Consider the following 21,663-nt stretch of genomic DNA (forward strand, 5'->3'; position numbering starts at 1 on the left):
CACTTCTGAATTATTTGTAAGGTTTCCTGCGCAGACAGATGTGATATAATAGGGAACCTAAGGAGGGCTGCGTTTTATGATGAAATATATTCAGGCTGCATAGCGGAGGCTAATGCAGTGAAATGTGAGTAATTGTACTTTGTCGTCTGCCGCTAGGCTGACGATAAGGGTTACGTTTCCTTATTATAGCCTTTGCTGATCCGGACATAATATACGTTTGGGAGGCAGTGATGCGCTATCAGAAGGCGAGTGAGATTTTGCCGGTGGAACTGGTGGAATTGATCCAGGATTACATCGATGGGGAGTATGTGTATATTCCCAGAAAACAGGAAAATAAAAAGAACTGGGGTGAGGCTTCCCGGACCAGGGAAGAGCTCCGGTTGAGAAATGTGGAAATTTTTGCAAGTTATAGTCAGGGAATGAGTACGCGGGAGTTGGCAGAACAGTATTTCCTGTCTGAGAAAAGTATTCAGAGAATTGTGCTTCAGGAAAAGAAAATGAGGCGGGGCGAAGATATGGGCGGTAAATCCGAATGAGCGGGTTTACCGCCTTTTCCTCATTTCTGGCCTGAGTTTGAGGTTTATCTCCGGGCGCCCGGATGTTAGGGTAGGTTCGGAGGTATGTGAACATGAGTACAGAATACAGAAAAAAATGGATTATTACACCGGACCGGCTGCCGATGGCGCTGCGGAAATGTCCGCGGTGCGGCGGAAAATCCGGTTTTGAGAACAGCGGACGGTTCCGGGTGAACGCAAATGGGCGTTCCCTGGACGTATGGCTGATTTACCGGTGCAAAAGCTGCGACGCCACCTGGAATATGGCGATCTACCAGCGGGTGGACGCGGCGTCCCTGGACCGGGAAGAATATAAGCGTTTTTTGGATAATGATATCCAGTTGGCCGCCCAGTACGGCAGTGACCCGGCGCGGTTTGCGGCAAACCGGGTGGAAATGTCTGCGGTTTCGGCGGATTACCGGGTGCAGGTGATTGATACGCTGGTGCCCTGTGGGGAGGCGGGATGGAGTGAGGTACAGATCCGGCTGCCTGACTGTCTGAAGCTGCGGGTGGATGCCCTGTTCGCAGGGCAGATGGAGATTTCCCGGGCAAAGGCGAGGCGGCTCTGCGAGCGGGGATTGATCCGGGGGCAGGAGGGGAATGTGCAGGCGAAGGACAGGGTGCGGGACGGACAGATTTTTTGTTATCAGTCCCAGGCCGTAAGTGAAGCGGAACCATCCGGCGATATGGTAATTCCAGGAAACAGCCCCGGCGGGGAGCGATGCAGGTTGTATTTTAAACAGACATGATTTATACTGAAATCCAGATTTTATTGAAGGCAATGGGCCGCCGGCGCAGCCTGCGGGCCGTTGGTTTGACAGGAAGAGGAAAGAATCAGTATGATACTTGCATTTGACACGCCCTATCGGCCGTTGACGTCCCGGCCCTTTCTCAGCAACAGCACATACGCGGAGTACCTCCCCGGGGAGGCTCTGCGCCCTTACGTGAGTTGTTTTTGGGCCTCCGGGGTTAGCGGCGGGGAAGCGGACGTACTGGAAGCTGCCGTTACGGAAGCGGACATTCCGGAAGCTGCCGCCACGGAAGCGGACGTACTGGAAGCTGCCGCCACGGAAGCAGAGGTCCCGGGAGCCGCCGTCCCGGGTGCCGCAGGGCGGGAAACGGCTCTTTTGGCGGGGACGGTGCGGGTCATCCCGGATACGTGCATGGATATCATTATCGAGATCAATCACACCCGGCAGAGCATCAGCAGCCGGCTGTGCGGGCTTCAGGACTGCACGTTTATGGTGGAACAGGGCCGGGGAGGGGAACGGGTGACCAAGATCGCCGCCCGGTTTTATTTCTGGTCGGCCAGGCTGTTTCTGGATATGGAGCTGGGGGAGACGGCGAACCGGGTGCTGGACTTAGAGCCGGTGCTGCCGGGCTGCAACCGGGAATTTGAACCGCTGTTTTACCACCGGTCCGTGGGGGAGAGCATTTCCTGGCTGGAAGGGTATCTGCTGAAGCGGCTGGAGACGGACCGGTACAATCCCAATCTGTACAATTCCATCGACTATCTGCTGCGGGCCGGGGGAAATGCCGCGGTGAAGGATATCTGCGCCAATAGCTGCGTGAGCCAGCGCCAGATGGAGCGGCTGTTCCGGCAGAACATCGGCCTGCCCATCAAACGGATCGCCAGCCTGGTGCGCTATCAGAACGTGTGGGCAGAGGTGGTGCGGCAGGACCGGTTTGAGATAATGGACGCGGTCCACCGGTACGGGTACGCGGATCAGGCTCATCTGCTCAACGATTTTAAGCGGTTTCACGGAATATGGCCGGATCAGGCCAGGAGGGCGGCGTTTGCCTGGCGGTAGCGGGGGATTCTGAAACTGAATTGCCGGGAATGCCTCAGAGGCAGGCCGAAAGAGGCTTGAGACATGGTAAGATGTAAAAACAAGATAAAAGATGGGCAGGGGTAACGATTCCGCAGAGAAATGGATTCTCAAAAAACAAAGGAGATACAATGTTTGAGTATCAATATGGCGTAAGATTATCAGACGATCAATTATCGCAGTTCAGACGGAAGCTGATCCAAATTTTTGCTCAAGAATATGATATTAAATCCAATCGGTTGTGGAATTGTTTGAGAGTAAAGGCGAAGTGTTTAGACTTTGAAGAAGCAGGTAAATTAGCTGTTCCAGTCTCTGTGCTGCTGTATTTGGAAAGACAGAACGAAGTATACCGCACAAGATTTAAAGATGTGTGTAAATATGTAGAAGAATTAGAACCGTGGGAATACATAGACGCATATGTATTTGACGACACGTTTTCCTGGCTCTTTGTAATTACACATGAAGAGTTAAAATGTCTTGTTGTGGGATTACAAGAATAAAAACAAACGATTTGTCCGGCATGACAGGGCACTGCCTAAATGGGATGTCGTTTTTTTTCAATACAGAATATGGCGGCTGTGCTATTATTTCCTCAAATACACTTGGAGGTGCAGAATGAAGAAATTGAACGCGGCTGCGTACAATGAAGTGAGAACATGGATCTACCGCAATGCCAGGCCGTTGGAGCTGGCGCTGTGGCAGTTTGACTTTGAGAACGGAAGTCCGGAGCGGGTGGCGGACATGCTGAGGTTTTACCAGAATGAGGATGGAGGCTTCGGCAACGGAGTGGAGCCGGACAGCTGGAATCCTGAGTCCAGCCCCTATGCCACCATGATTGCGGCCGGTATGCTCCGGGGAATCGGGCTGGCAGAGCAGGGACAGCCGATTCTGGAGGGTATTTTCCGATATCTGGAAAGCGGCGTCCATACCTCGGAGCGGGGATGGCATTTCGGCATCCCGTCCAATGACCGGTATCCCAGAGCGCCCTGGTGGTGTTACAGCGAGGAGCTCAACGCGGTTCAGGACATGGGAATCACGGCCGCGCTCTGCGCTCTGATTCTGCGGTACGGAAGCGGACATGGGGCGCTATATGAGCGGGCCTGCGGTTACGTGAATCAGATTCTGGAGCAGGTGGCTGCCAGGGAAAACTTCGGGGAAATGGGGGCGGGCGCGCTCGGAATCCTGGTTCAGGACATCGAGGCGGCCGGGCTGACCGGGCGTTTTGACTGCGGACGGGTGAAGGCGATATTGCCGGAACTGGTCAACCGGACCATTGAGCGGAACGTGGCGAAATGGGCGGAATATACGCCCAGGCCGTCGGAATTTATCGCGTTCCCTGAAAGCGTATATTATCCGGGGAATGAGGCGATTGTGGAGACGGAACTGGACTACCTGATCGACACCAGAAACCCCGGCGGCGTGTGGAACATTACCTGGACCTGGTTTGATTTGGGAGAGATTTATCCGAAGGAATTTGCCGTCAGCGAGAACTGGTGGAAGTCGTCCAAGGCCATTGAGAAGATGCGGTTTCTCAGGGCGTTTGGGAGAATTGAAGGGATTTAGTTGTGATTTGAGGAAATGAGGAAACGGGGAGGCCCCTGAGCGCACGTTTGCGCAGGAGCCTCCCTGTTTCCATCTTATGGTGTCAGAACAAAAAATCAAGTATCGCGTCCCGGCAAATTGATTCGCCGCCGTTTCTATGATACAATAGGGAAGCTGTTATGGATGTTTTCCGGTTCGTCCGGTGAAAAGAGGGAAGAATTTGGATATCGGTTTACACAATATACACAGAATCGCCGTCATTTCCGACACCCACGGCCTGATCCGGCCTCAGGTGCGGGAGAAGCTGGCGGGCTGCGAGGTGATCCTGCACGGCGGGGATATCAACCGCCAGGCCATTCTGGACGAGCTGGCCAGGATTGCCCCGGTCCATGTGGTGCGGGGAAATAATGACAAGGAGTGGGCGGAGCACCTGCCGGAAACGCTGAGTCTGGAGCTCTTTGGGCTGCGGATATTGATGGTCCACAACAAGAAATATCTGCCGGAGGATTTGGGCGACCGGAACCTTGTGATCTACGGCCATTCCCACAAATACGAGGAGAAGCAGGTGGACGGGAGAACCTGGCTGAATCCGGGGAGCTGCGGCCCAAGGCGCTTTAACCAGCCCATCACCATGGCGGTGGTGACGGTGGAGGAGGGGACCGGGACGTTTTCGGTGGAAAAAGTGGAAATTCCCCATGAGAAGCAATGAACTGTGAGCTGACAGGCGGCGCGGGGAATCCATTTCCGCCGCCCGGTCAAAGCTGGAATCATAATAGAATCAGAACGGAGAACTGCATGATACACGATTACTTACCCATCAGCCGGGCGGATATGAATATCCGGGGCTGGAAACAATGCGATTTTGTCTATGTGACGGGCGACGCTTATGTGGACCACCCGTCTTTCGGCCACGCCATCATCAGCCGGATTCTGGAAGCCCACGGCTACAAGGTGGGCATCATCGCCCAGCCGGACTGGCGGGACAAGGAGAGCATCACGCTGCTGGGAGAGCCGCGGCTTGGCTTTCTGGTGTCGGCCGGCAATATGGATTCCATGGTGAACCATTATTCCGTGTCCAAGAAACGCCGCTCCCAGGACGCCTACACGCCGGGGGGAGAGATGGGAAAACGCCCGGACTACGCCACGGTGGTGTACTGTAACCTGATCCGTTCAGTGTACAAAAAATCGCCCATCATCATCGGCGGCATCGAGGCCAGCCTGCGCCGCCTGGCCCACTACGACTACTGGTCCAACAAGCTGAAGCGGTCCATTCTTCTGGACTCTCAGGCGGATTTAATCTCCTACGGCATGGGCGAGCGGTCCATCGTGGAGATCGCGGAGGCGTTGGAAAGCGGCCTGGACGTGAAGGACATCACCTTTATTGAAGGGACGGTATACAAGACAAAGGATTTAGAAAGCGTTTACGACTACAAATTGCTGCCGTCCTACGCCCAGCTGACAGAGGACAAGAAAGAGTACGCCAAAAGCTTTTACGTGCAGCACTGCAACACCGACCCGTTTACAGGGAAACGGCTGGTGGAGCCCTACGACAACGGCGTGTATGTAGTGCAGAACCCGCCTGCCAAGCCTCTTAGCCAGATGGAAATGGACGAGGTCTACAGCCTTCCCTACATGCGCAATTACCACCCCAGTTACGAGGAGCTGGGCGGAATCCCGGCCATCCGGGAGGTGAAATTCAGCCTGATCAGCAACCGGGGCTGTTTCGGGGCGTGCAGCTTCTGCGCCCTGACCTTCCACCAGGGCCGCATCATCCAGGCCAGAAGCCACGAGTCCCTGGTGGAGGAGGCGAAGCTTCTGACCGAGGAGCCGGATTTCAAGGGATATATCCACGACGTGGGCGGCCCAACGGCCAATTTCCGGTTCCCGGCCTGTGAGAAGCAGATGACCAAGGGGGCCTGTCCCAACCGCCAGTGCCTGTTCCCAAAGCCCTGCGCCAATCTGAACGCGGACCACACGGATTATATCGAGCTGCTGCGCAAGCTGCGCTCCCTGCCCAAGGTGAAGAAGGTGTTTATCCGCTCCGGCATCCGTTTCGACTACCTTTTGGCGGATAAGAACCGCAAATTCCTGCGGGAGCTCTGCGAGCACCATGTCAGCGGCCAGCTGAAGGTGGCGCCCGAGCACGTGGCGGATGCGGTGCTGACCCGCATGGGCAAGCCCGCCAACAGCGTGTACCGGCAGTTTGTGAAGGAGTATAAGGAAATGAACGGGCGGCTGGGCTTAAAGCAGTACCTGGTGCCCTATCTGATGAGCTCCCACCCGGGCTCCACGCTGACCGAGGCGGTGGAGCTGGCGGAGTATCTGCGGGACCTGGGGTATATGCCGGAACAGGTGCAGGATTTCTACCCAACGCCATCTACCATATCCACCTGTATGTACTATACCGGGTACGACCCCAGAACCATGGAGCCGGTCTACGTGCCGGTCAATCCCCACGAGAAGGCCATGCAGCGCGCCCTGATCCAGTACCGGAACCCCAACAATTACGATCTGGTGGTGGAGGCATTGAAAAAGGCCGGCCACACGGACTTGATCGGCTATGATAAGAAATGTCTGATAAGGCCCAGAAGCGGAGATGGCGGACGGGGGTATTATCCGAAAAAGGAGCAGGGGGAGGGCGGAGTCTCCGGCGTTCCCGGACGTCGTGGAGCCTCCGGTGGGAAAGACAGCCAAAGTCGGACCGGAAAGGGCAAAAAGACCATCCGCAATGTGCATAAGAAGGTAAAAAAAGGTTAGGTTCGTGTTAGACGATAACGGAAACCGAATTCGCAGGGGGAGTGTAACAATTATGGAGACAGTAAAGCAGATCCGTATTCCGGTAATTGCCGATTCAGTTCTAAGCCCTGATTTTTTCTACGGTGACAATACGGGAATCTATTTTGTGACCGACGATGATCAATATGGACGGATTACGTTTGAAAATTTGGATTCCGTTAAGATTTGCCGTGGAGAGGTAATGCCCTATAAAGTTGACTATTCTTTGGGAGACAGAGGAACCTGGGTCTATCAGGTGGAGAATTCGAAATGGCAGCAGGAACGTTTTGATTATGAGAATCGTTACTATGGGAAATCCTATGAATTCGGCGGAGATGTGAATGAAATGCTGACTGATTTTAAGCATTATTTGTTTTCATTTCATGATCAGTTTATAGAAGTAATCGCCCGTGGATTTTGGTTTGAAAAATCAGAATCCTCCTTGTTTGGCAAAAAACTTATGGATGGGCATCCCTTCCTGCCGTTGCCGGAGGATCCTGCTGAAAGAATCACGGCGCATTCGCTTACGTCTCAAATCAGAAAAAATCCAAAACCTAAAGAGCAGCTTGTTGCCGATGCCCAATTTTGTTCTCAAAAAATATATGAATTTGCGTTGGAACTAGATGGAACGGCCACCGTCGATCACACGTTATTACTGTCGTACAGAAATGGAAAGCTGGTGAGCACGCTCAGAGGTTATTTTGGCCGCCGGGGAGTTGAATTTGACGGATTCGCAAGTTTGGAACAAGTGATCCCATTGGTTGAGAACTATATGGGAGAAGTTTATGAGAGAAGACGGTTCCTGTAAATGTAAAATTTTTCGGATGCTCAGGCGATAACCCCACTGTCGCCAAAAGCATCCGTTTTTCAGAACAAATGTTTGGAAAAACCTGAAAAATCTCCTTGTTTTACCGCCTCTTCTAAGGTATAATGTCCAATATGGACGGAAATTTAGTTGCATGAGGAGAATGAAAAAGATGGAGATGACGGCAACTCAGATCGCCAGGGAATTGGACATTTCCAGATCCTATCTGTATTATCTGAAGAACAATCACGCCTTCACCGTGGAGGTGGATGAGAACGGCCGGCCGGTGTGGAACCGGGAGGTTTTGGAGGCGATCCGGCGGGTGCTTGCGGAGCGCAAGGTCCCGGCCAAAGAGAAGAAGGAGGAGTCCTACAAGACCATCCGCATCAACAACCGGCGCTATCTGGGGAACAAGTACAAGCTGCTGGATTTTATCCGCAGGGTGGTACAGGAGCACTGTCCCGGGATCAGCACAGTGGCCGACATTTTCGCGGGCACCGGGGCCGTGGCCTCCGCCTTCACCGACAAGAAGCTGATCACCAACGATATCATGTACAGCAACTATATCTGTCACAAGGCCTGGTTCGACAGCCAGCCTTACTCGGAGGAGAAGCTGGTGGACCTGATTCTGGACTACAACAGCCTCCGGGTGGACGAGGAGAACTACATGACGGAGAACTTCGCGGACACCTATTTTTCCAGAGAGGACTGCGCCAGGATCGGCTACATACGAGAAAATATCGAGAACCTGTACAAAAAAGGGGAGATCAATGAGCGGGAGCGGGCGCTGCTCATTACCTCCCTTCTCTATGCCATGGACAAGATCGCCAAGACCTGCGGCCACTACGACGCCTACCGCAAGGGGGCTGTGTTCGACCGGCATCTGGAGCTGGCGCTGCCCGTGCCCGAGGGGACGTTGAACGCCAACAACGTCTGCTACAACGAGGACACCAACGAGCTGATGAAGAAGATCGAGGCGGACCTGGTCTACATCGACCCGCCCTACAACTCCCGCCAATACTGCGACGCTTACCATTTGCTGGAAAATGTTGCCCGCTGGGAGAAGCCAGACGTCCACGGCGTGGCCAGGAAGATGGACCGCAGCGCGCTTAAGAGCGACTACTGCACCACCAGGGCGGCGGACGCTTTTGAGGACCTGATCCGCAATACTAAGGCCAGGTTCATTTTGCTGTCATACAACAACATGGCGGAGAAGGGGGACGAGCGGTCCAACGCCAAGATGAGCGACGAGGACATTTTGCGGATTCTGGGGCAGAAGGGGCGGGTCAGCGTGTACTCGGAGAGCTACAAGGCATTTACCACGGGCAAGTCGGATATCAAGGAGAACGAGGAGCGGCTGTTTCTGTGCGTGTGCGAGGAGGAGCGGGAGGTGATTCCGTCGCCCCTGAACTACACAGGAGGGAAGTTCAAGCTGCTGCCCCAGATTCTGCCGTTGTTTCCGAGGGACGCGGGGCAGGTGGTGGACCTGTTCTGCGGCGGCTGCAACGTGGGCTTAAACGTGGGGGCCAGCCGGGTGCTGTTCAACGACACCAACGAGCATCTGATCCGCCTGTTCGAGGTATTCGGGCGGATGGATAAGGAGACGGTGTTCGGGGAGATCAGCCGGATCATCGACCGCTTCGGATTGTCCCGGTCCTGGGAGAAGGGCTACGCCCACTACCGCTGCGGCAGCTCCTCGGACGGGCTGGGGGATTATAACCGGCAGCCTTTTTTGGAGCTGCGGAAGGCGTTTAATGAGCGGAAGGAGCGGGACGATCTGTATTATCTCATGCTCTACGTGCTGATCGTGTATTCCTTTAACAACCAGATACGGTTCAACCGAAAGGGCGAGTTCAACCTGCCGGTGGGCAAGCGGGACTTTAACCCGCGGATGCAGAAGAAGCTGTCCGCATTTATGGGCCGGCTGAAAAGCGGGGACTACCGGTTTACCAGCCGGGATTTCCGGGAGATAAGGCCGGAGGAATTTCCGGCGGATACATTTTTCTATGTGGACCCGCCTTACCTGATCACCTGCGCCACCTACAATGAGCAGAACGGGTGGACGGAGCAGGACGAGCGGGATCTTCTGGCCTATCTGGACCGGGTGGACGGCTGCTGCATGCGGTTCGCCCTGTCCAACGTGGTGGAGAGCAGGGGGCGCAGGAACGATATTCTGGCGGACTGGGTGGAGCAGCACCCGGGGCATTACCGGATGATTCCGCTGGATTTCAGCTATTCCAACTCCAACTACCACATCAAGGACAAGGGAAGCGCCACCAGGGAGGTTCTGGTGGTCAATTATGGTTAATGGCCGCAAACGGGCCTTAGCCGGTTACGGAGGCTGATATGGCAAAAATACCCTTTAAAGGCTACTGCTTCGCCGTTGGCACCACAAGCTACCGGACGGACAAGTTCAACCTGAATATTGAGCGGCAGCTGGAGATGATGAGCCGGTTTCGGGAACTGCCGGAGAACCGGGGGATTTCCTGGACCAGCAACAGCGATTTCCAGGCCGCCTACTACAATTACCTGAAGGCCGACGGCTTTGTGAAGGGCGACGCGCCCAGGCCGGACAAGGACGCCAGGCAGAAGACCTCCGGCCTCAAGGACATCGGTCTGATGGACGAGGAGCGCAACGTCACGCCGGCCGGAAGGGCGCTGCTGGCCATTTCCAAAAAGGGGGATTTTACGCCGGACAACCTGCTGGAGATTCCCAAGGACAGTTACATTTTCCTGAAACAGCTGTTAAAGACCGCAAATGATGTGGACGGGAGCATCGTCCGCCCCTTTGTGGTGTTCCTCTCCCTGGCGTCCCGCCTGTCCTACCTGACTTACGAGGAGTTCACCTATCTGCTGCCCCTGTGCGTGGACCGGGAGACCACGGAGCGGGTGGCTGCGGAGATACGGCGCTGCCGGGAGGGGAATCAGGGTGTGGACGACATTATACTGTCCGTGCTGATGAAGAAGGAGAATTACCGGGCGGCCCTGGAGCTGCTGCTGGCGGAGCCGGTGACCGAGGATCTGATCTGCACGGTGGGGATCAACCGCAAGAGCAAGGTCTACGACAAGCCCTACTACGCCATTTACCGGGAGCTGGAGCGGATCGTGTTCGACCGGGACGGGAGCGCGCCGGTGCGCCTTCTGGCCGCCACCTCAAAATTGACCAATTCCAAGGTGGGAGGGGCATGGCGCAAGCTATTGTTTAAGGTCAGCACCGAGGCTTCGGCGAAGAACAGGCGGCTGGACGTGATGAACGATATTCCCCTTCTGCGGGTGGCGGACGAGGCAGCGTTTAAGCGGGAATTTTTCCGGGCCATGCACTTGATCAAGGCCAAGGCTACGCTGTCGGACTATTTTGACCTGAACCGGCGGTATTTTAAGGTCACGGACGTGGTGATCTTCGAGGACGGAAAGGTGTGCCTGGACGTGCTGCCCAAATGCTTTTTCGCCGAGGCGGGGGAGGAGCTGACGGACCTGGCCTTCCAGCGGTGTGCGCAGCTGGAGGAGGACGTGCCCCTGGAGGCCATCGCGCCCTGCCTGGCGGTGGAGCCTGCCCGCCTATACGCCCGCCTGAGCCGGGAGGTGGGCGTGGCGGTGACGGACAGCGCCGCGGCCAAGCAGGTGTTAAAGGCCAGGCGCTACGCCCGGTTCGACCGCATGGTGGAGGCACGGTTCACAAAAGAGGTGCTTTCACGGCTGTTCGAGATGTTCCGGCTGCGCCAGGACGGGGAGATTCACCGGCTGGTCACGGACAACGCGGATATCCCCACCATTTACGAGTATATCACGGCCATCGCCTGGTACCGGATCAGCGGCTGTAAGGGGGACGTACTGGAGTATATGAACCTGTCCCTGGAGGCGGACCTGCTGCCGAGAACCCACGCGGGGGGCGGCGAGGCGGATATCGTGTGGAAATACGGGGCTACGGATCATTATCCGGCCCACACTCTGTTGATCGAGGCCACGCTGTCCGACGGCAGTGGACAGCGGCGCATGGAGATGGAGCCGGTTTCCCGCCATCTGGGGGATTACCGGCTGGCCCACAGGGATGAGGAGGCTTACTGCGTGTTCACCTCCACCAATGTGAACTATAATGTGATCTCCGATTTCCGGCTGCGGCGGGATATGGTGTACTACAGCCCGGACGGGAATCATAAGGTGAAGGGACTGAAGATTCTTCCGCTCTACACGGAGCAGATCGCGGATCTGCTGGAGGCGGAGGTGGAATATGACCAGGTCTACCAGCTGCTGGAGCAGGCCCACCGGGCGGTGGAAGAGCCCAGGGAGTGGTTTGAACGGCGGATCGCCGGGGCCTGCAGGCGCGGGGGAGGTTGCAGATAAATGCTGTTGGCGTGCAATTATTATGAGGAGACGGAGCGGCTGGCCAGAGAGGGCAGGATCGCGGTGGACTGTTTCAAATACCCGTCTCTGGGCTTTCAGATGAAGGCGTTTGACGATCCTGCGCTTGTGGAATACGGCGAAATGGCAGCGCGGGTGCGGGAGCTGGGGCCTTTGCTGCTCCACGGGCTGGGACAGCGGGACAACGACATCGGCCGGGCGGATTTTAAGGAGCGGTTTGACCCAGCGTTTACCGGGCGGATTCTGGAGCTGTCGGGCATCCGCGGGGTGTCCCTGCACCTGTGCGGCGGGGATACAGCGCTGCCGGTCGGGGAGCGGAAGCGCATCATAGTGGATCATATCCGGTATCTGCGGGAAGCCCTGGGGGAGCTGGAGTTTTTGTCCCTGGAAAATGTGGATGGTAATCCGTATTCGGATATGACCTACAGCGACTGCTGCGTGGACCCGGATTTTATACGGGAGGTGGTGGAGGATGCGGAGTATCTGCTGGATATCAGTCACGCTTACGGGGCGGCCTTGGCCAGGGGGATGGACGTGCGGGAATATATCGGCCGCCTGCCGCTAGAACGGCTGTATGAGATTCATATCAACGGCTGGATGCATACGGAGCGGGGGATGATGGCCCACACAAAGATTCACGAGGAGGGGTACGAGCTGCTGGAGGAGGTGCTGTCCAGGACGAAGCCGCGGATTGTGACGCTGGAGTACGGCCGGGGGGACGACCGGCTGGGGGCGGGGATTCCGCTGATGAAGCCCGGGGTGTGCAATGAGCGGGCGATGGAGGAGATTGAGGAGCAGGTGAGGCGGCTGCGGAAGTTGATTGGGCGGTAAGTTGATCGGGCGGTATGAAAATGCATGAAATGGCATAAAACAGCATGAAACTGTGCGCAGCGACACGAAATGGACATAAAACAGACATAAAACGGCATATTTTTGAGAACGGAGGCTTGACAGGCCTCCGTTTTTCGGCTAGTATCCTCTTTGGGTCAAAAATGAAATAAGGGGAAATGAGTCGGAATGCAGAATATATCCATATTTTTTATCATAGAAATGATCGGAACGGTGGCGTTCGCCTCCTCGGGGGCTATGGTGGCGATTAAGAAGGAGCTGGACTTGCTGGGCGTGGTGGTGCTGGGCGTGACCACGGCGGTGGGCGGCGGTATGCTGCGGGACATTATCCTGGGAAATGTACCCCCGGCGCTGTTTATGAATCCGGTCTATGTGATCGCGGGCTTTCTGACCGTGCTCGTCCTGTTTACCGTGGTGCGGCTGAACCAGATGATCCTGGAGAGCCGGTCCATCGAGATGTATGAGCGGGTCATGAACATTTTCGATGCCGTGGGCCTGGGCGCATTTACGGTGACGGGGATCAACACGGCGGTGATGGCGGGATACGGGGATTACCGGTTCCTGGCGGTATTTCTGGGCGTGCTCACCGGCGTGGGCGGGGGAGTATTGCGGGACATTATGGCGGGGCAGACGCCTTATATTCTGCGGAAGCATTTTTATGCCTGCGCTTCGATTATCGGGGCCATTGTGTACACTTACCTGCTGGAGTTCGCTGGGGGCGACTTCGCGGTGGTGGTCAGCGCCTGCCTGGTGGTGGTGATCCGGCTGCTGGCCACGCGGTATTGCTGGAATCTGCCGAAGGCGACGAAGAAGAAAAAAGAAGTGGTGTGAGGGGGGATTTCTGGGTGGAACGCTGCGGCGCGCGGCAGGCGTATTTCCGGGTGGAACGCTCCGGCGCGCTGCTGGCGTCTTTCCAGGCCGTCCAGAGCGCCGTATAAAAGTGGTATGAAAATGATTGCTCCGCAATGAAATTTCTTGTGTGTTGGCCCTGTTCCGTAGTATAATAAAAGAAAAGCGGCGCGTTTTTCGAGGGAAAACGGCTGCGGACAGGGGGTATTTTATGGATAGCCGGACATTTAAAATCACATCCACGAACAACCACGTGCCACTGAAGATTACGCCGGGACATTTTGCCACCAACCACTCCCACATCAACTACTATCTTGACGTGACCACCTTAAAGGCCAGGATGAGCGAGGCCCGCCAGGCGGCGGAGGCCCTGGCCGGCATGTACATGTACGACACGGTGGTGGACACCATCGTCTGCCTGGACGGCACCCAGATCATCGGCGCGTATCTGGCCGAGGCGCTGACCAACGCGGGCGTGATGTCAAAGAATGCTCACCAGACCATTTATGTGATCGCGCCTGAGTACAACAGCAACAGCCAGATGGTGTTCCGCGAGAACACCCAGCCCATGGTCACGGGCAAGAACGTGATCCTTTTGATGGCTTCCATCACCACGGGCAAGACCATCGCCAAGGGCATCGAGTGCATCCGCTATTATGGCGGGATTCTGGCCGGTATCTCCACCATTTTCTCTGCCATTGAGGAGACGGACGGCATTCACATCAACAGCATTTTCGGCATGCGGGACCTGCCGGATTACCAGGCCCACGACTACCGCGACTGCCCGTTCTGTCAGAAGGGGATTAAGCTGGATGCGTTGGTGAACAGTTATGGGTATTCGAAACTTTAGATGAGACATTAAGGGATTTTGCGGCGGCGCCTGGAGCGCCGCTGTTTTTGGATAAAAATGCGACGGAGGCAGGAAATGGATAGAAATGAAGGATTCTGGGCGGCGCTCGACCGGCTTGTGGAGGAATCGGAGATTGTGATTGACCGGCCGAAGGGAACGGCCCACCCAAAGTTCCCGGATTTCATTTATAAGGTGGATTACGGTTATCTGAAAAATACCTCGTCCATGGACGGCGGCGGAATCGACGTCTGGGTGGGGACGGACGAGGGGAAACGGGTCGGCGGGGTGATGTGTATTGTGGATATGCTGAAACGGGATTCGGAGATCAAGATTTTGATTGGGTGTACGAAAGAGGAAGAGGAGATTGTCTTTGAGACGCATAATGGGACGGAGTTTATGAAGGGGGTGTTGGTGAGGAGGGGGTAAAGCGAAAACAGTAAATGCAAATTCATAAGTCATCAATCCGCCTCCAATTTTTCGAACAGAGCCTCCACGCTATCGAAAACGGGCTGCTCGCCGGAGGCAATTTTGGTTGTAACGTCATCGATGTCGATTATGTATGTCAAGAAAGTGGATGAATTAATTTTATTTTTAGCGTCGGTATGATATACTATTAAATATAAATTTATTAGGCAGGAGGCCGCGCATGGAAAATTTGAGCACTAATTTCTTGCAGCAGGTATGTAATCTTCTTGATGACGCACGAAAAAATGTTAAAACAGCGGTTAATTTGTCTATGGTTTATACCTATTATAATATTGGGCGTATGATTACGGAAGAAGAACAAAAAGGCAATGATCGTGCAGACTATGGTAAATATGTATTGAAAGAACTATCCCTGCATCTGGTTGAAAGATTTGGCAAGGGATTTTCAGTTACCAATTTAAAGCAAATGCGTCAATTTTATATGATTTATTCAAAGGATCAAATTGGTCAGACGCTGTCTGACCAATTTGAAAATATTCCAACCGTTGATACAGGCCGTAAGTTTTTCCTAAGTTGGTCGCATTATCTTCAGCTGATGAGAATTACCAATATTGACGAGCGCCACTTCTATGAGATCGAAGCGGTAAAAAATGATTGGAGTTTATCAGAGTTGAAAAGACAGTTCAACAGCTCTTTATATGAACGATTAGTGTTGAGCAAAGATAAAAGGGCAGTTGCACGGTTGGCCTCTGAAGGGCAGGTGGTTGAGTCACCCCAGGATTTAATAAAAGATCCATATGTATTGGAGTTTTTGGGTTTACCAGAGATGCCGGCTTATTCGGAAACCGAACTGGAAAGTAGAATTATAAGTAACTTGCAAAAGTTTTTGCTGGAATTGGGGACAGGATTTACATTTGTTGGAAGGCAGGTACGATTTACATTTGAAGAGGAGCACTTTAGAGTTGATTTAGTCTTTTTCAATCGACTACTTCGATGTTTTGTTTTATTTGATTTAAAAATTGGTGAATTGAAGCACCAGGATATCGGCCAGATGCAGATGTATGTTAATTATTATGATCGGAAGGTTAAGATGCCGGAAGAAAATCCGACAATTGGTATTATTTTATGTAAGGATAAAAAGCAGTCTATTGTTGAAATGACGCTTCCTATGAACAATAATCAGATTTTTGCAAGCAAGTATGAAACAATATTGCCGAGCAAAACGGACTTACAAAGATTATTAGAGCAAGGGTAAAGGCGAAAGATAAAATATGTGTTTATAATAGGGACATGTTAAGCTTTATCTCAATCCATCCCAAAAGGAAAATATACCTACCACTCACAACGCATACCCAAAGCCACATCGCAGGATGATAAAACATAGAAGAAGCTGGGAGAAGTAAAAGCATGAAGAAAAATCCACAGGGGAAGTGGTGGCGCAGACTGGATAACACCGGAAAAATCTTCCCGTTGATTGCAAATGAAAACCTGAGCAATGTGTTCCGCATCACCGCGATCCTGAAGGAGGAGGTGCGGCCGGAGCTGCTGCAGCGGGCCTTAGAGGACGTGCTGCCTCATTTTGAGGGCTTTCAGGTCAAGCTCAAGCGGGGCTTTTTCTGGTATTATTTCGAGTCAAATAAGCGCACGCCGCTCATCGAGCGGGAGAGCGGTTATCCCTGCCGCTATATCGACCCCAAGAGCAATCAGCTGTTTCTGTTCCGGGTGTCCTACTACAAGCGCCGGATTCATTTTGAGGTGTTCCACGCGGTCACCGACGGCATGGGGGCGGTGCTCTTCATCCGGGCGCTGGTCACCCGGTATCTGCAATTAAAACGGGGAGACGAGCGGGAGATGGAGCCGACGCCGGAGGAAAATGCCGTCGAGCCGGAGGACAGCTATCTGAAGAATTACCGCAAGCTTCCCAAGAAGCGCTACAGTTCTGCGCAGGCGGTACAGCTCAGCGGGGAGGAGCTGGAGTTGGGCGCGGAAAATGTGATTCACGGCAAGGTAAAGGTGCCGGAGCTGAAAGCGGTCTGCAAACGGTACGGCGTCAGCATCACCAAATACCTGGCTGCCTGCCTGATCTGGTCCATTTATGAGGAATATCTGGACGGCCAGCCCTGCGGCCGGCACATCGGGGTGAACCTGCCCATCAATCTGCGGGCCTTTTTCGGATCCCGGACCATGTCCAATTTCTTCGCGGTGACGGCCATCGATTTTAAGCCCGACGAGGCCCACATGCCCTTTGAGCGGATTTTAGAGCTGGTGAGCGGGCAGATGGACGAGAAGATCGTGAAGGAGAAGCTGGAGGAGACCATCTCCTACAACGTTTCCAATGAGAAAAAGTGGTATGTGCGGATTATCCCGCTGTGTGTGAAATGGGCGGCGCTGGGGTTCATTTTCCGGCGGAACGACCGGGCGCATACCATTACCTTATCCAATATCGGTCCCATATCCGTGGACGAGGAATATCGGGACGAGGTGGAGGGATTCCACCTGATCATCGGCGTGTCCAAGCAGCAACCGGTGAAGTGCGGGATCTGTTCCTACGGCGAGGACATGGTGATCTCCTTCACCACCGTGTTCGCGGACGCCCGGCTTCAGAAACGGTTTTTCGGAAAGCTGGAGGCGGACGGCGTGAAGGCGCAGTTCGAGAGCAACGGGATCGCCATGCCGGAGGCGGATCAGAAGAACTACCCCGAAATCGGATATGATATCAGTAAATGGAAAAAACTGGTTTGGATATTTTACGCGGTGCTGGCCGCGGCGGCTGTGATTGTGGGGGTGGTCAACTTGGCCACCTACTCCGGGCTCTGGTGGTCGGTGATCGCCATTTTCGGCATGGCCTACGCGGGTCTGACCATGCGCTATTCCATTCTGCGCCACGCCAACCTGGGGAAATCCCTGGTGATCGAGACGTTGGGCATGGCGGCGCTGCTGCTGGTGACGGACCACGTGCTGGGGTATCAGGGGTGGTCGGTGAATTATGGGATTCCAAGTATTATCCTGTTCGCGGATATCGCCATCGTGTTTTTGATCCTGGTGAACCGGATGAACTGGCAGAGTTATTTTATGTATCAGATTGCGATCACGCTGTTTTCATTTATTCCCATCGCCCTGTGGGCAGCGGGATTTATCACCCAGCCGGTGATGGCGATTATCACGGTCATTCTGTCCGTGCTGATTCTGACCATGACGGTGCTTTTGGGGGACCGGCGTGTGAAAAATGAGCTGATCAGGAGATTTCACCTGTGAGGTGAGACAGACAATTTCAACAAGATGGAGGTACGATGCGAGACAAGAGCGTTAGCGTGCGGGGAGCACTGATCCGCGATATGATTCAGGATGTGACGGAAACCACCTTCGGGCGGCCCATCAAGACCGGGGAGTTCCGCAAAAATCCCGTGGAGCCGGCCTGGGTGTGCCCGGCGGGATATCAGTACGAGATTATCGAGAAAGATGATTTTCTCATGGAGTATCTGCGGCCCGAGGGAGTGGTGACGGGCCGGGTGATTTTGCAGATTCACGGGGGCGGCTATATCGGTCCTATGAAGAACATTTACCGGAAATTTGCGGTGCGCTATTCCAAGCTGAGCTATGGCGGGGACGTGCTGACGGTGGACTACCGGGTGGCTCCGGAGCATCCCCACCCCGCGGCCCTGGAGGATGCGTTGGCCGCGTATCTCTGGCTGGTGCGGGAGAAAAAATACCGGCCGGATATGGTGGTATTTGCAGGGGATTCCGCCGGGGGTGGGCTGGCGCTGGCGCTGGTCATGTACCTGAGGGATCACCGGCTGCCGCTTCCGGGCGGGATGATTCTCATGTCCCCCTGGGCGGACCTTACCTGCGGCGGGGAGAGCTACGACAGCAACTATGAGCTGGACCCACTGTTCGGAAATACACGGGAGAGCATGCTCTACGATTCCCCCTATATTGGGGAGGAGGACCCGAAGAATCCCTATTTGTCCCCTGTTTTTGGAAATTTCAGGGGGCTGCCGCCTATGCTGTTCCAGGTGGGAAGCCTGGAAATGCTGTTGAGCGATTCCCTGACGGCGGCGGAGAAAGCCGGGAAGGCCGGGGTCCGCAGGCGGATTTCCGTCTATGAGGGGATGTTCCATGTGTTCCAGATGAGCATGGACCTGTTCCCGGAGAGCCGGGAAGCGTGGGCAGAGGCGGGACGTTTTTTGCAGATCATTTACCATATCCGGGTGAAGCCGGACGGGGTGGTGGTGCGGAAGGTCAAGCCGCGGTCGGGCCTGCGGGGATTTTTTCAACGGTTGTGGGCCGATATGGAGGCGGAAGGAGACGCGCGGGCCGGTGCGGGAAAGACAGAGGGCGGGCCGGTTCACACGCGCGGGGGGAAGAAGGTTGGGAGCGGCGGAGAGATGGCCGGGAGCGGCGGGAAGAAGGCCGGGAACGGTGGGAATAAGGCTGTGGGCGGCGGGAAGAAGGTCGGGAGCGGCGGAGAGATGGCCGTGGGCGGCGGGAAGACGTTCGGGAATGGCGGAGAGACAGCCGGGAGCGGCGGGAAGAGGGCCGGGAACAGTGGGAATAAGGCTGGGAACGGTGGGAAGAAGGCCGTGGGCGGCGGGAAGAAGGCCGGGAGCGGCGGAGAGAAGGCCGGGAACGGCGGGAATAAGGCTGTGGGCGGCGGGAAGACTGCCGGGAACGGCGGAGAGAAGGCCGGGAACGGTGGGAAGAAGGCCGTAGGAGGCGGGAAGACGGCCGGGAGCGGCGGAGAGAAGGCCGTGGGCGGCGGGAAGACGGCCGGGAATGGCGGGAAGAAGGCCGTGGGCGGCCCGAAGACGAGGTCGGCGTGCGCGATGAGCGCAATGAGGGCGACAAGGGCCTAAAACCATTTGCCCAACTGATTATGTTGTGCTAAAATGTGTGTATTATGCAGTTTTTCGTAACAGTTCGGACAGCAGATAAAATGATGGCTGTCCCGGCTGTTACAATTTTCAAGAAGGGAAGACGTCAGAGATGTTTACAGCGTTAAATGCAGAGGATAAGACCCTTCCAGAGCGGGCGGCGGACCAGGTGATTTCCATGATTGTGGATGGAACCTTTCAGCCGGGGGACAAGCTGCCGGGAGAGTATGATCTGGCGCAGCGGCTGAACGTGGGAAGAAGCACGGTCCGGGAAGCCATCAAGTCCCTGGTCAGCCAGAACATATTGGAGGTGCGCCGGGGAAACGGCACCTTTGTGAAGGAACATACCGGGGTGGCGGACGACCCGCTTGGATTCCGGTTCGTGCCGGACAAGCTGAAGCTGGGCCTGGACCTGTGCGAGATCAGGCTGATGATTGAGCCGGACATCGCGGCCATTGCCGCACAGAAGGCTACGGAGCAGGAGATGGATCAGATGCAGGAAGCCTGCGATCAGGTGAAATCCATGATCCGCCGGGGAGAAAACCACATGAAATGCGACGTGGAGTTTCACACCATGCTGGCGCGGTGCACCAGGAACAGTGTGATTTACACCCTGATCCCAATTATCAACCAGGCGATTCCGTATTTTATTGATATTACCAGACGGGAGCTGGTGGAGCAGACCATCGAGACGCATCAGCAGGTGCTGGACGCGGTCCGCGCCCGGGACGGCCATGCCGCCGCAGAGGCCATGCGCCGCCATTTAGAGTACAACCGGCGGAATATTGAAAATGCCATCAGCATGGAGCGGGAACAGAGCGGAAAATAGACGGGACAGGTCCGGCTGCGCAGGCGGTAAATACCGCGGCGGCGGGCCTGTTTTAGAGAAAAAGGAGTTTGGATATGGTTTCTTTTGAAAGCGACTACATAGCGGGAGCGCATCCGCAGATCATGAAACGTCTGGCGGAGACAAACCTTGAATGTCTGTCCGGCTACGGGACGGACAAATACTGTGAGAGAGCCCGGGAAAAGATCAGGGCCGCGTGCCGGTGCGAAAATGCCGACGTGGAATTTCTGGTGGGCGGAACTCAGGCGAACGCAGTGATTATCTCCACGATGTTGAGGGACTGCGAGGGCGTGATCGCCGCAAAAACGGGGCATGTGAGCGTCCATGAGGCCGGGGCCATCGAGTACACCGGGAATAAAGTTTTGGAATTGCCGGAGCAGAATGGGAAGATTGTGCCGGATGTGCTGGCCGGGTATGTGGCGGATTTCTATGCCGACGCCAACCACGAGCATATGGTATTTCCGGGAATGGTCTATTTGTCCCATCCCACGGAGTACGGCACGCTTTATACGAAACAGGAGCTGGAAGCGATCGCGGACATTTGCCATCAGTACGGCATGACGCTTTTTCTGGACGGCGCGCGCCTGGGATATGGGCTGATGAGCCGGGAATCCGATATGACGCTCTGCGATATTGCGCGAATCTGCGATGTGTTTTACATCGGCGGCACCAAGGTGGGCGCGCTGTGCGGGGAGGCCGTGGTATTTACCAAGAACAATAAGCCGAGGCATTTTATGACGTCGGTAAAAAAGCGGGGAGCGCTGCTGGCTAAGGGGCGGCTGCTGGGCATTCAGTTTGACGCGCTGTTTACGGATGATCTGTATTTTAAAATCAGCAGCCACGCCATCGAGATGGCGGAGCGGATGAAAGGGATTTTTGAAGGAAAAGGGTACAAGTTCCATATTGAGTCGCCGACGAATCAGCAATTTGTCATTCTGGAAAATGAGCGGATGGAGCGGTTGAAGCGGGATGTGGCGTTCAGTTTCTGGGAAAATCTTGATGAGAAGCACACGGTTGTGCGGTTCGCGACCAGCTGGTCTACGACGGAGGAGGATTTGATGGCGTTGGAGATGGCGTTGGGGTGAAAGGGCTGCAGTAATGTTACAG

The 21,663-nt window shown here is 55.0% G+C and carries 18 protein-coding genes and 1 pseudogene; all 19 read left to right on the top strand.

The genetic code is table 11. The features are described 5' to 3' along the window. The first annotated feature begins 230 nt into the window (after nt 1-230). The 19 genes and pseudogenes from ACK2JC_RS22120 (at nt 231) to ACK2JC_RS22210 (ending at nt 21,641) form a co-directional block, all read left to right on the top strand. Nucleotides 231-536 carry a CD3324 family protein gene (locus ACK2JC_RS22120; protein ID WP_118754743.1) on the top strand — a complete coding sequence of 102 codons (306 nt, stop codon included), beginning with the start codon at nt 231-233 and terminating at the stop codon, nt 534-536. A gap of 92 nt (nt 537-628) precedes the next feature. Continuing rightward, the gene (locus ACK2JC_RS22125; protein ID WP_092363509.1) at nt 629-1,303 is read left to right on the top strand and encodes a DUF1062 domain-containing protein; all 675 of its coding nucleotides are present in this window, start codon (nt 629-631) and stop codon (nt 1,301-1,303) included. A 90-nt stretch (nt 1,304-1,393) separates the two neighbouring features. Further along, entirely contained in the window at nt 1,394-2,365 is a 972-nt protein-coding gene (locus ACK2JC_RS22130; RefSeq protein WP_320938404.1) for a helix-turn-helix domain-containing protein, read from the top strand. 149 nt (nt 2,366-2,514) lie between these two features. Beyond that, nucleotides 2,515-2,883 (top strand): hypothetical protein, encoded by a 369-nt coding sequence (locus tag ACK2JC_RS22135; protein ID WP_320938405.1) that lies wholly within the window; start codon nt 2,515-2,517, stop codon nt 2,881-2,883. A 115-nt stretch (nt 2,884-2,998) separates the two neighbouring features. Next, on the top strand, nt 2,999-3,946 hold the full coding sequence (locus tag ACK2JC_RS22140) for a hypothetical protein (protein WP_320938406.1): 948 nt from the start codon (nt 2,999-3,001) through the stop codon (nt 3,944-3,946). Nucleotides 3,947-4,145: 199 nt separating this feature from the next. After that, nucleotides 4,146-4,634 carry a metallophosphoesterase family protein gene (locus ACK2JC_RS22145; RefSeq protein WP_331681317.1) on the top strand — a complete coding sequence of 163 codons (489 nt, stop codon included), beginning with the start codon at nt 4,146-4,148 and terminating at the stop codon, nt 4,632-4,634. 86 nt (nt 4,635-4,720) lie between these two features. Beyond that, complete coding sequence (locus ACK2JC_RS22150) at nt 4,721-6,682, top strand: YgiQ family radical SAM protein (protein WP_320938407.1); 1,962 nt, start codon at nt 4,721-4,723, stop codon at nt 6,680-6,682. A 52-nt stretch (nt 6,683-6,734) separates the two neighbouring features. Beyond that, nucleotides 6,735-7,508, top strand: a complete 774-nt coding sequence (locus ACK2JC_RS22155; protein WP_118754736.1) for a hypothetical protein — start codon at nt 6,735-6,737, stop codon at nt 7,506-7,508. Nucleotides 7,509-7,677: 169 nt separating this feature from the next. Continuing rightward, entirely contained in the window at nt 7,678-9,813 is a 2,136-nt protein-coding gene (locus tag ACK2JC_RS22160; RefSeq protein WP_368271253.1) for a Dam family site-specific DNA-(adenine-N6)-methyltransferase, read from the top strand. A gap of 38 nt (nt 9,814-9,851) precedes the next feature. Next, nucleotides 9,852-11,846, top strand: a complete 1,995-nt coding sequence (locus tag ACK2JC_RS22165) for an AlwI family type II restriction endonuclease (protein WP_320938409.1) — start codon at nt 9,852-9,854, stop codon at nt 11,844-11,846. Then, nucleotides 11,847-12,695, top strand: coding sequence for a DUF692 family multinuclear iron-containing protein (locus ACK2JC_RS22170; RefSeq protein ID WP_320938410.1), 849 nt, complete (start codon nt 11,847-11,849; stop codon nt 12,693-12,695). A 186-nt stretch (nt 12,696-12,881) separates the two neighbouring features. Then, on the top strand, nt 12,882-13,544 hold the full coding sequence (locus tag ACK2JC_RS22175) for a trimeric intracellular cation channel family protein (protein WP_092363476.1): 663 nt from the start codon (nt 12,882-12,884) through the stop codon (nt 13,542-13,544). Between the two features lie 229 nt (nt 13,545-13,773). Further along, nucleotides 13,774-14,412, top strand: a complete 639-nt coding sequence (locus ACK2JC_RS22180; RefSeq protein ID WP_092363473.1) for a phosphoribosyltransferase — start codon at nt 13,774-13,776, stop codon at nt 14,410-14,412. A gap of 75 nt (nt 14,413-14,487) precedes the next feature. Then, the gene (locus ACK2JC_RS22185; RefSeq protein ID WP_320938411.1) at nt 14,488-14,838 is read left to right on the top strand and encodes an inorganic pyrophosphatase; all 351 of its coding nucleotides are present in this window, start codon (nt 14,488-14,490) and stop codon (nt 14,836-14,838) included. Between the two features lie 220 nt (nt 14,839-15,058). Beyond that, the gene (locus tag ACK2JC_RS22190; protein ID WP_092363467.1) at nt 15,059-16,093 is read left to right on the top strand and encodes a YhcG family protein; all 1,035 of its coding nucleotides are present in this window, start codon (nt 15,059-15,061) and stop codon (nt 16,091-16,093) included. Between the two features lie 152 nt (nt 16,094-16,245). Beyond that, complete coding sequence (locus ACK2JC_RS22195) at nt 16,246-18,093, top strand: DUF6320 domain-containing protein (protein WP_368271254.1); 1,848 nt, start codon at nt 16,246-16,248, stop codon at nt 18,091-18,093. Nucleotides 18,094-18,128: 35 nt separating this feature from the next. Then, nucleotides 18,129-19,088 (top strand): annotated as a pseudogene (locus ACK2JC_RS22200) (alpha/beta hydrolase); the annotation flags it as partial. Between the two features lie 733 nt (nt 19,089-19,821). Beyond that, nucleotides 19,822-20,538: a FadR/GntR family transcriptional regulator gene (locus tag ACK2JC_RS22205; protein ID WP_320938413.1), complete on the top strand. Its 717-nt coding sequence runs from the start codon at nt 19,822-19,824 to the stop codon at nt 20,536-20,538. A gap of 74 nt (nt 20,539-20,612) precedes the next feature. Further along, nucleotides 20,613-21,641, top strand: coding sequence for a threonine aldolase family protein (locus ACK2JC_RS22210; RefSeq protein WP_320938414.1), 1,029 nt, complete (start codon nt 20,613-20,615; stop codon nt 21,639-21,641). Nucleotides 21,642-21,663: the final 22 nt, after the last annotated feature.

Source organism: Enterocloster lavalensis (assembly GCF_046603895.1).
GTDB classification, from domain to species: domain Bacteria; phylum Bacillota; class Clostridia; order Lachnospirales; family Lachnospiraceae; genus Enterocloster; species Enterocloster lavalensis.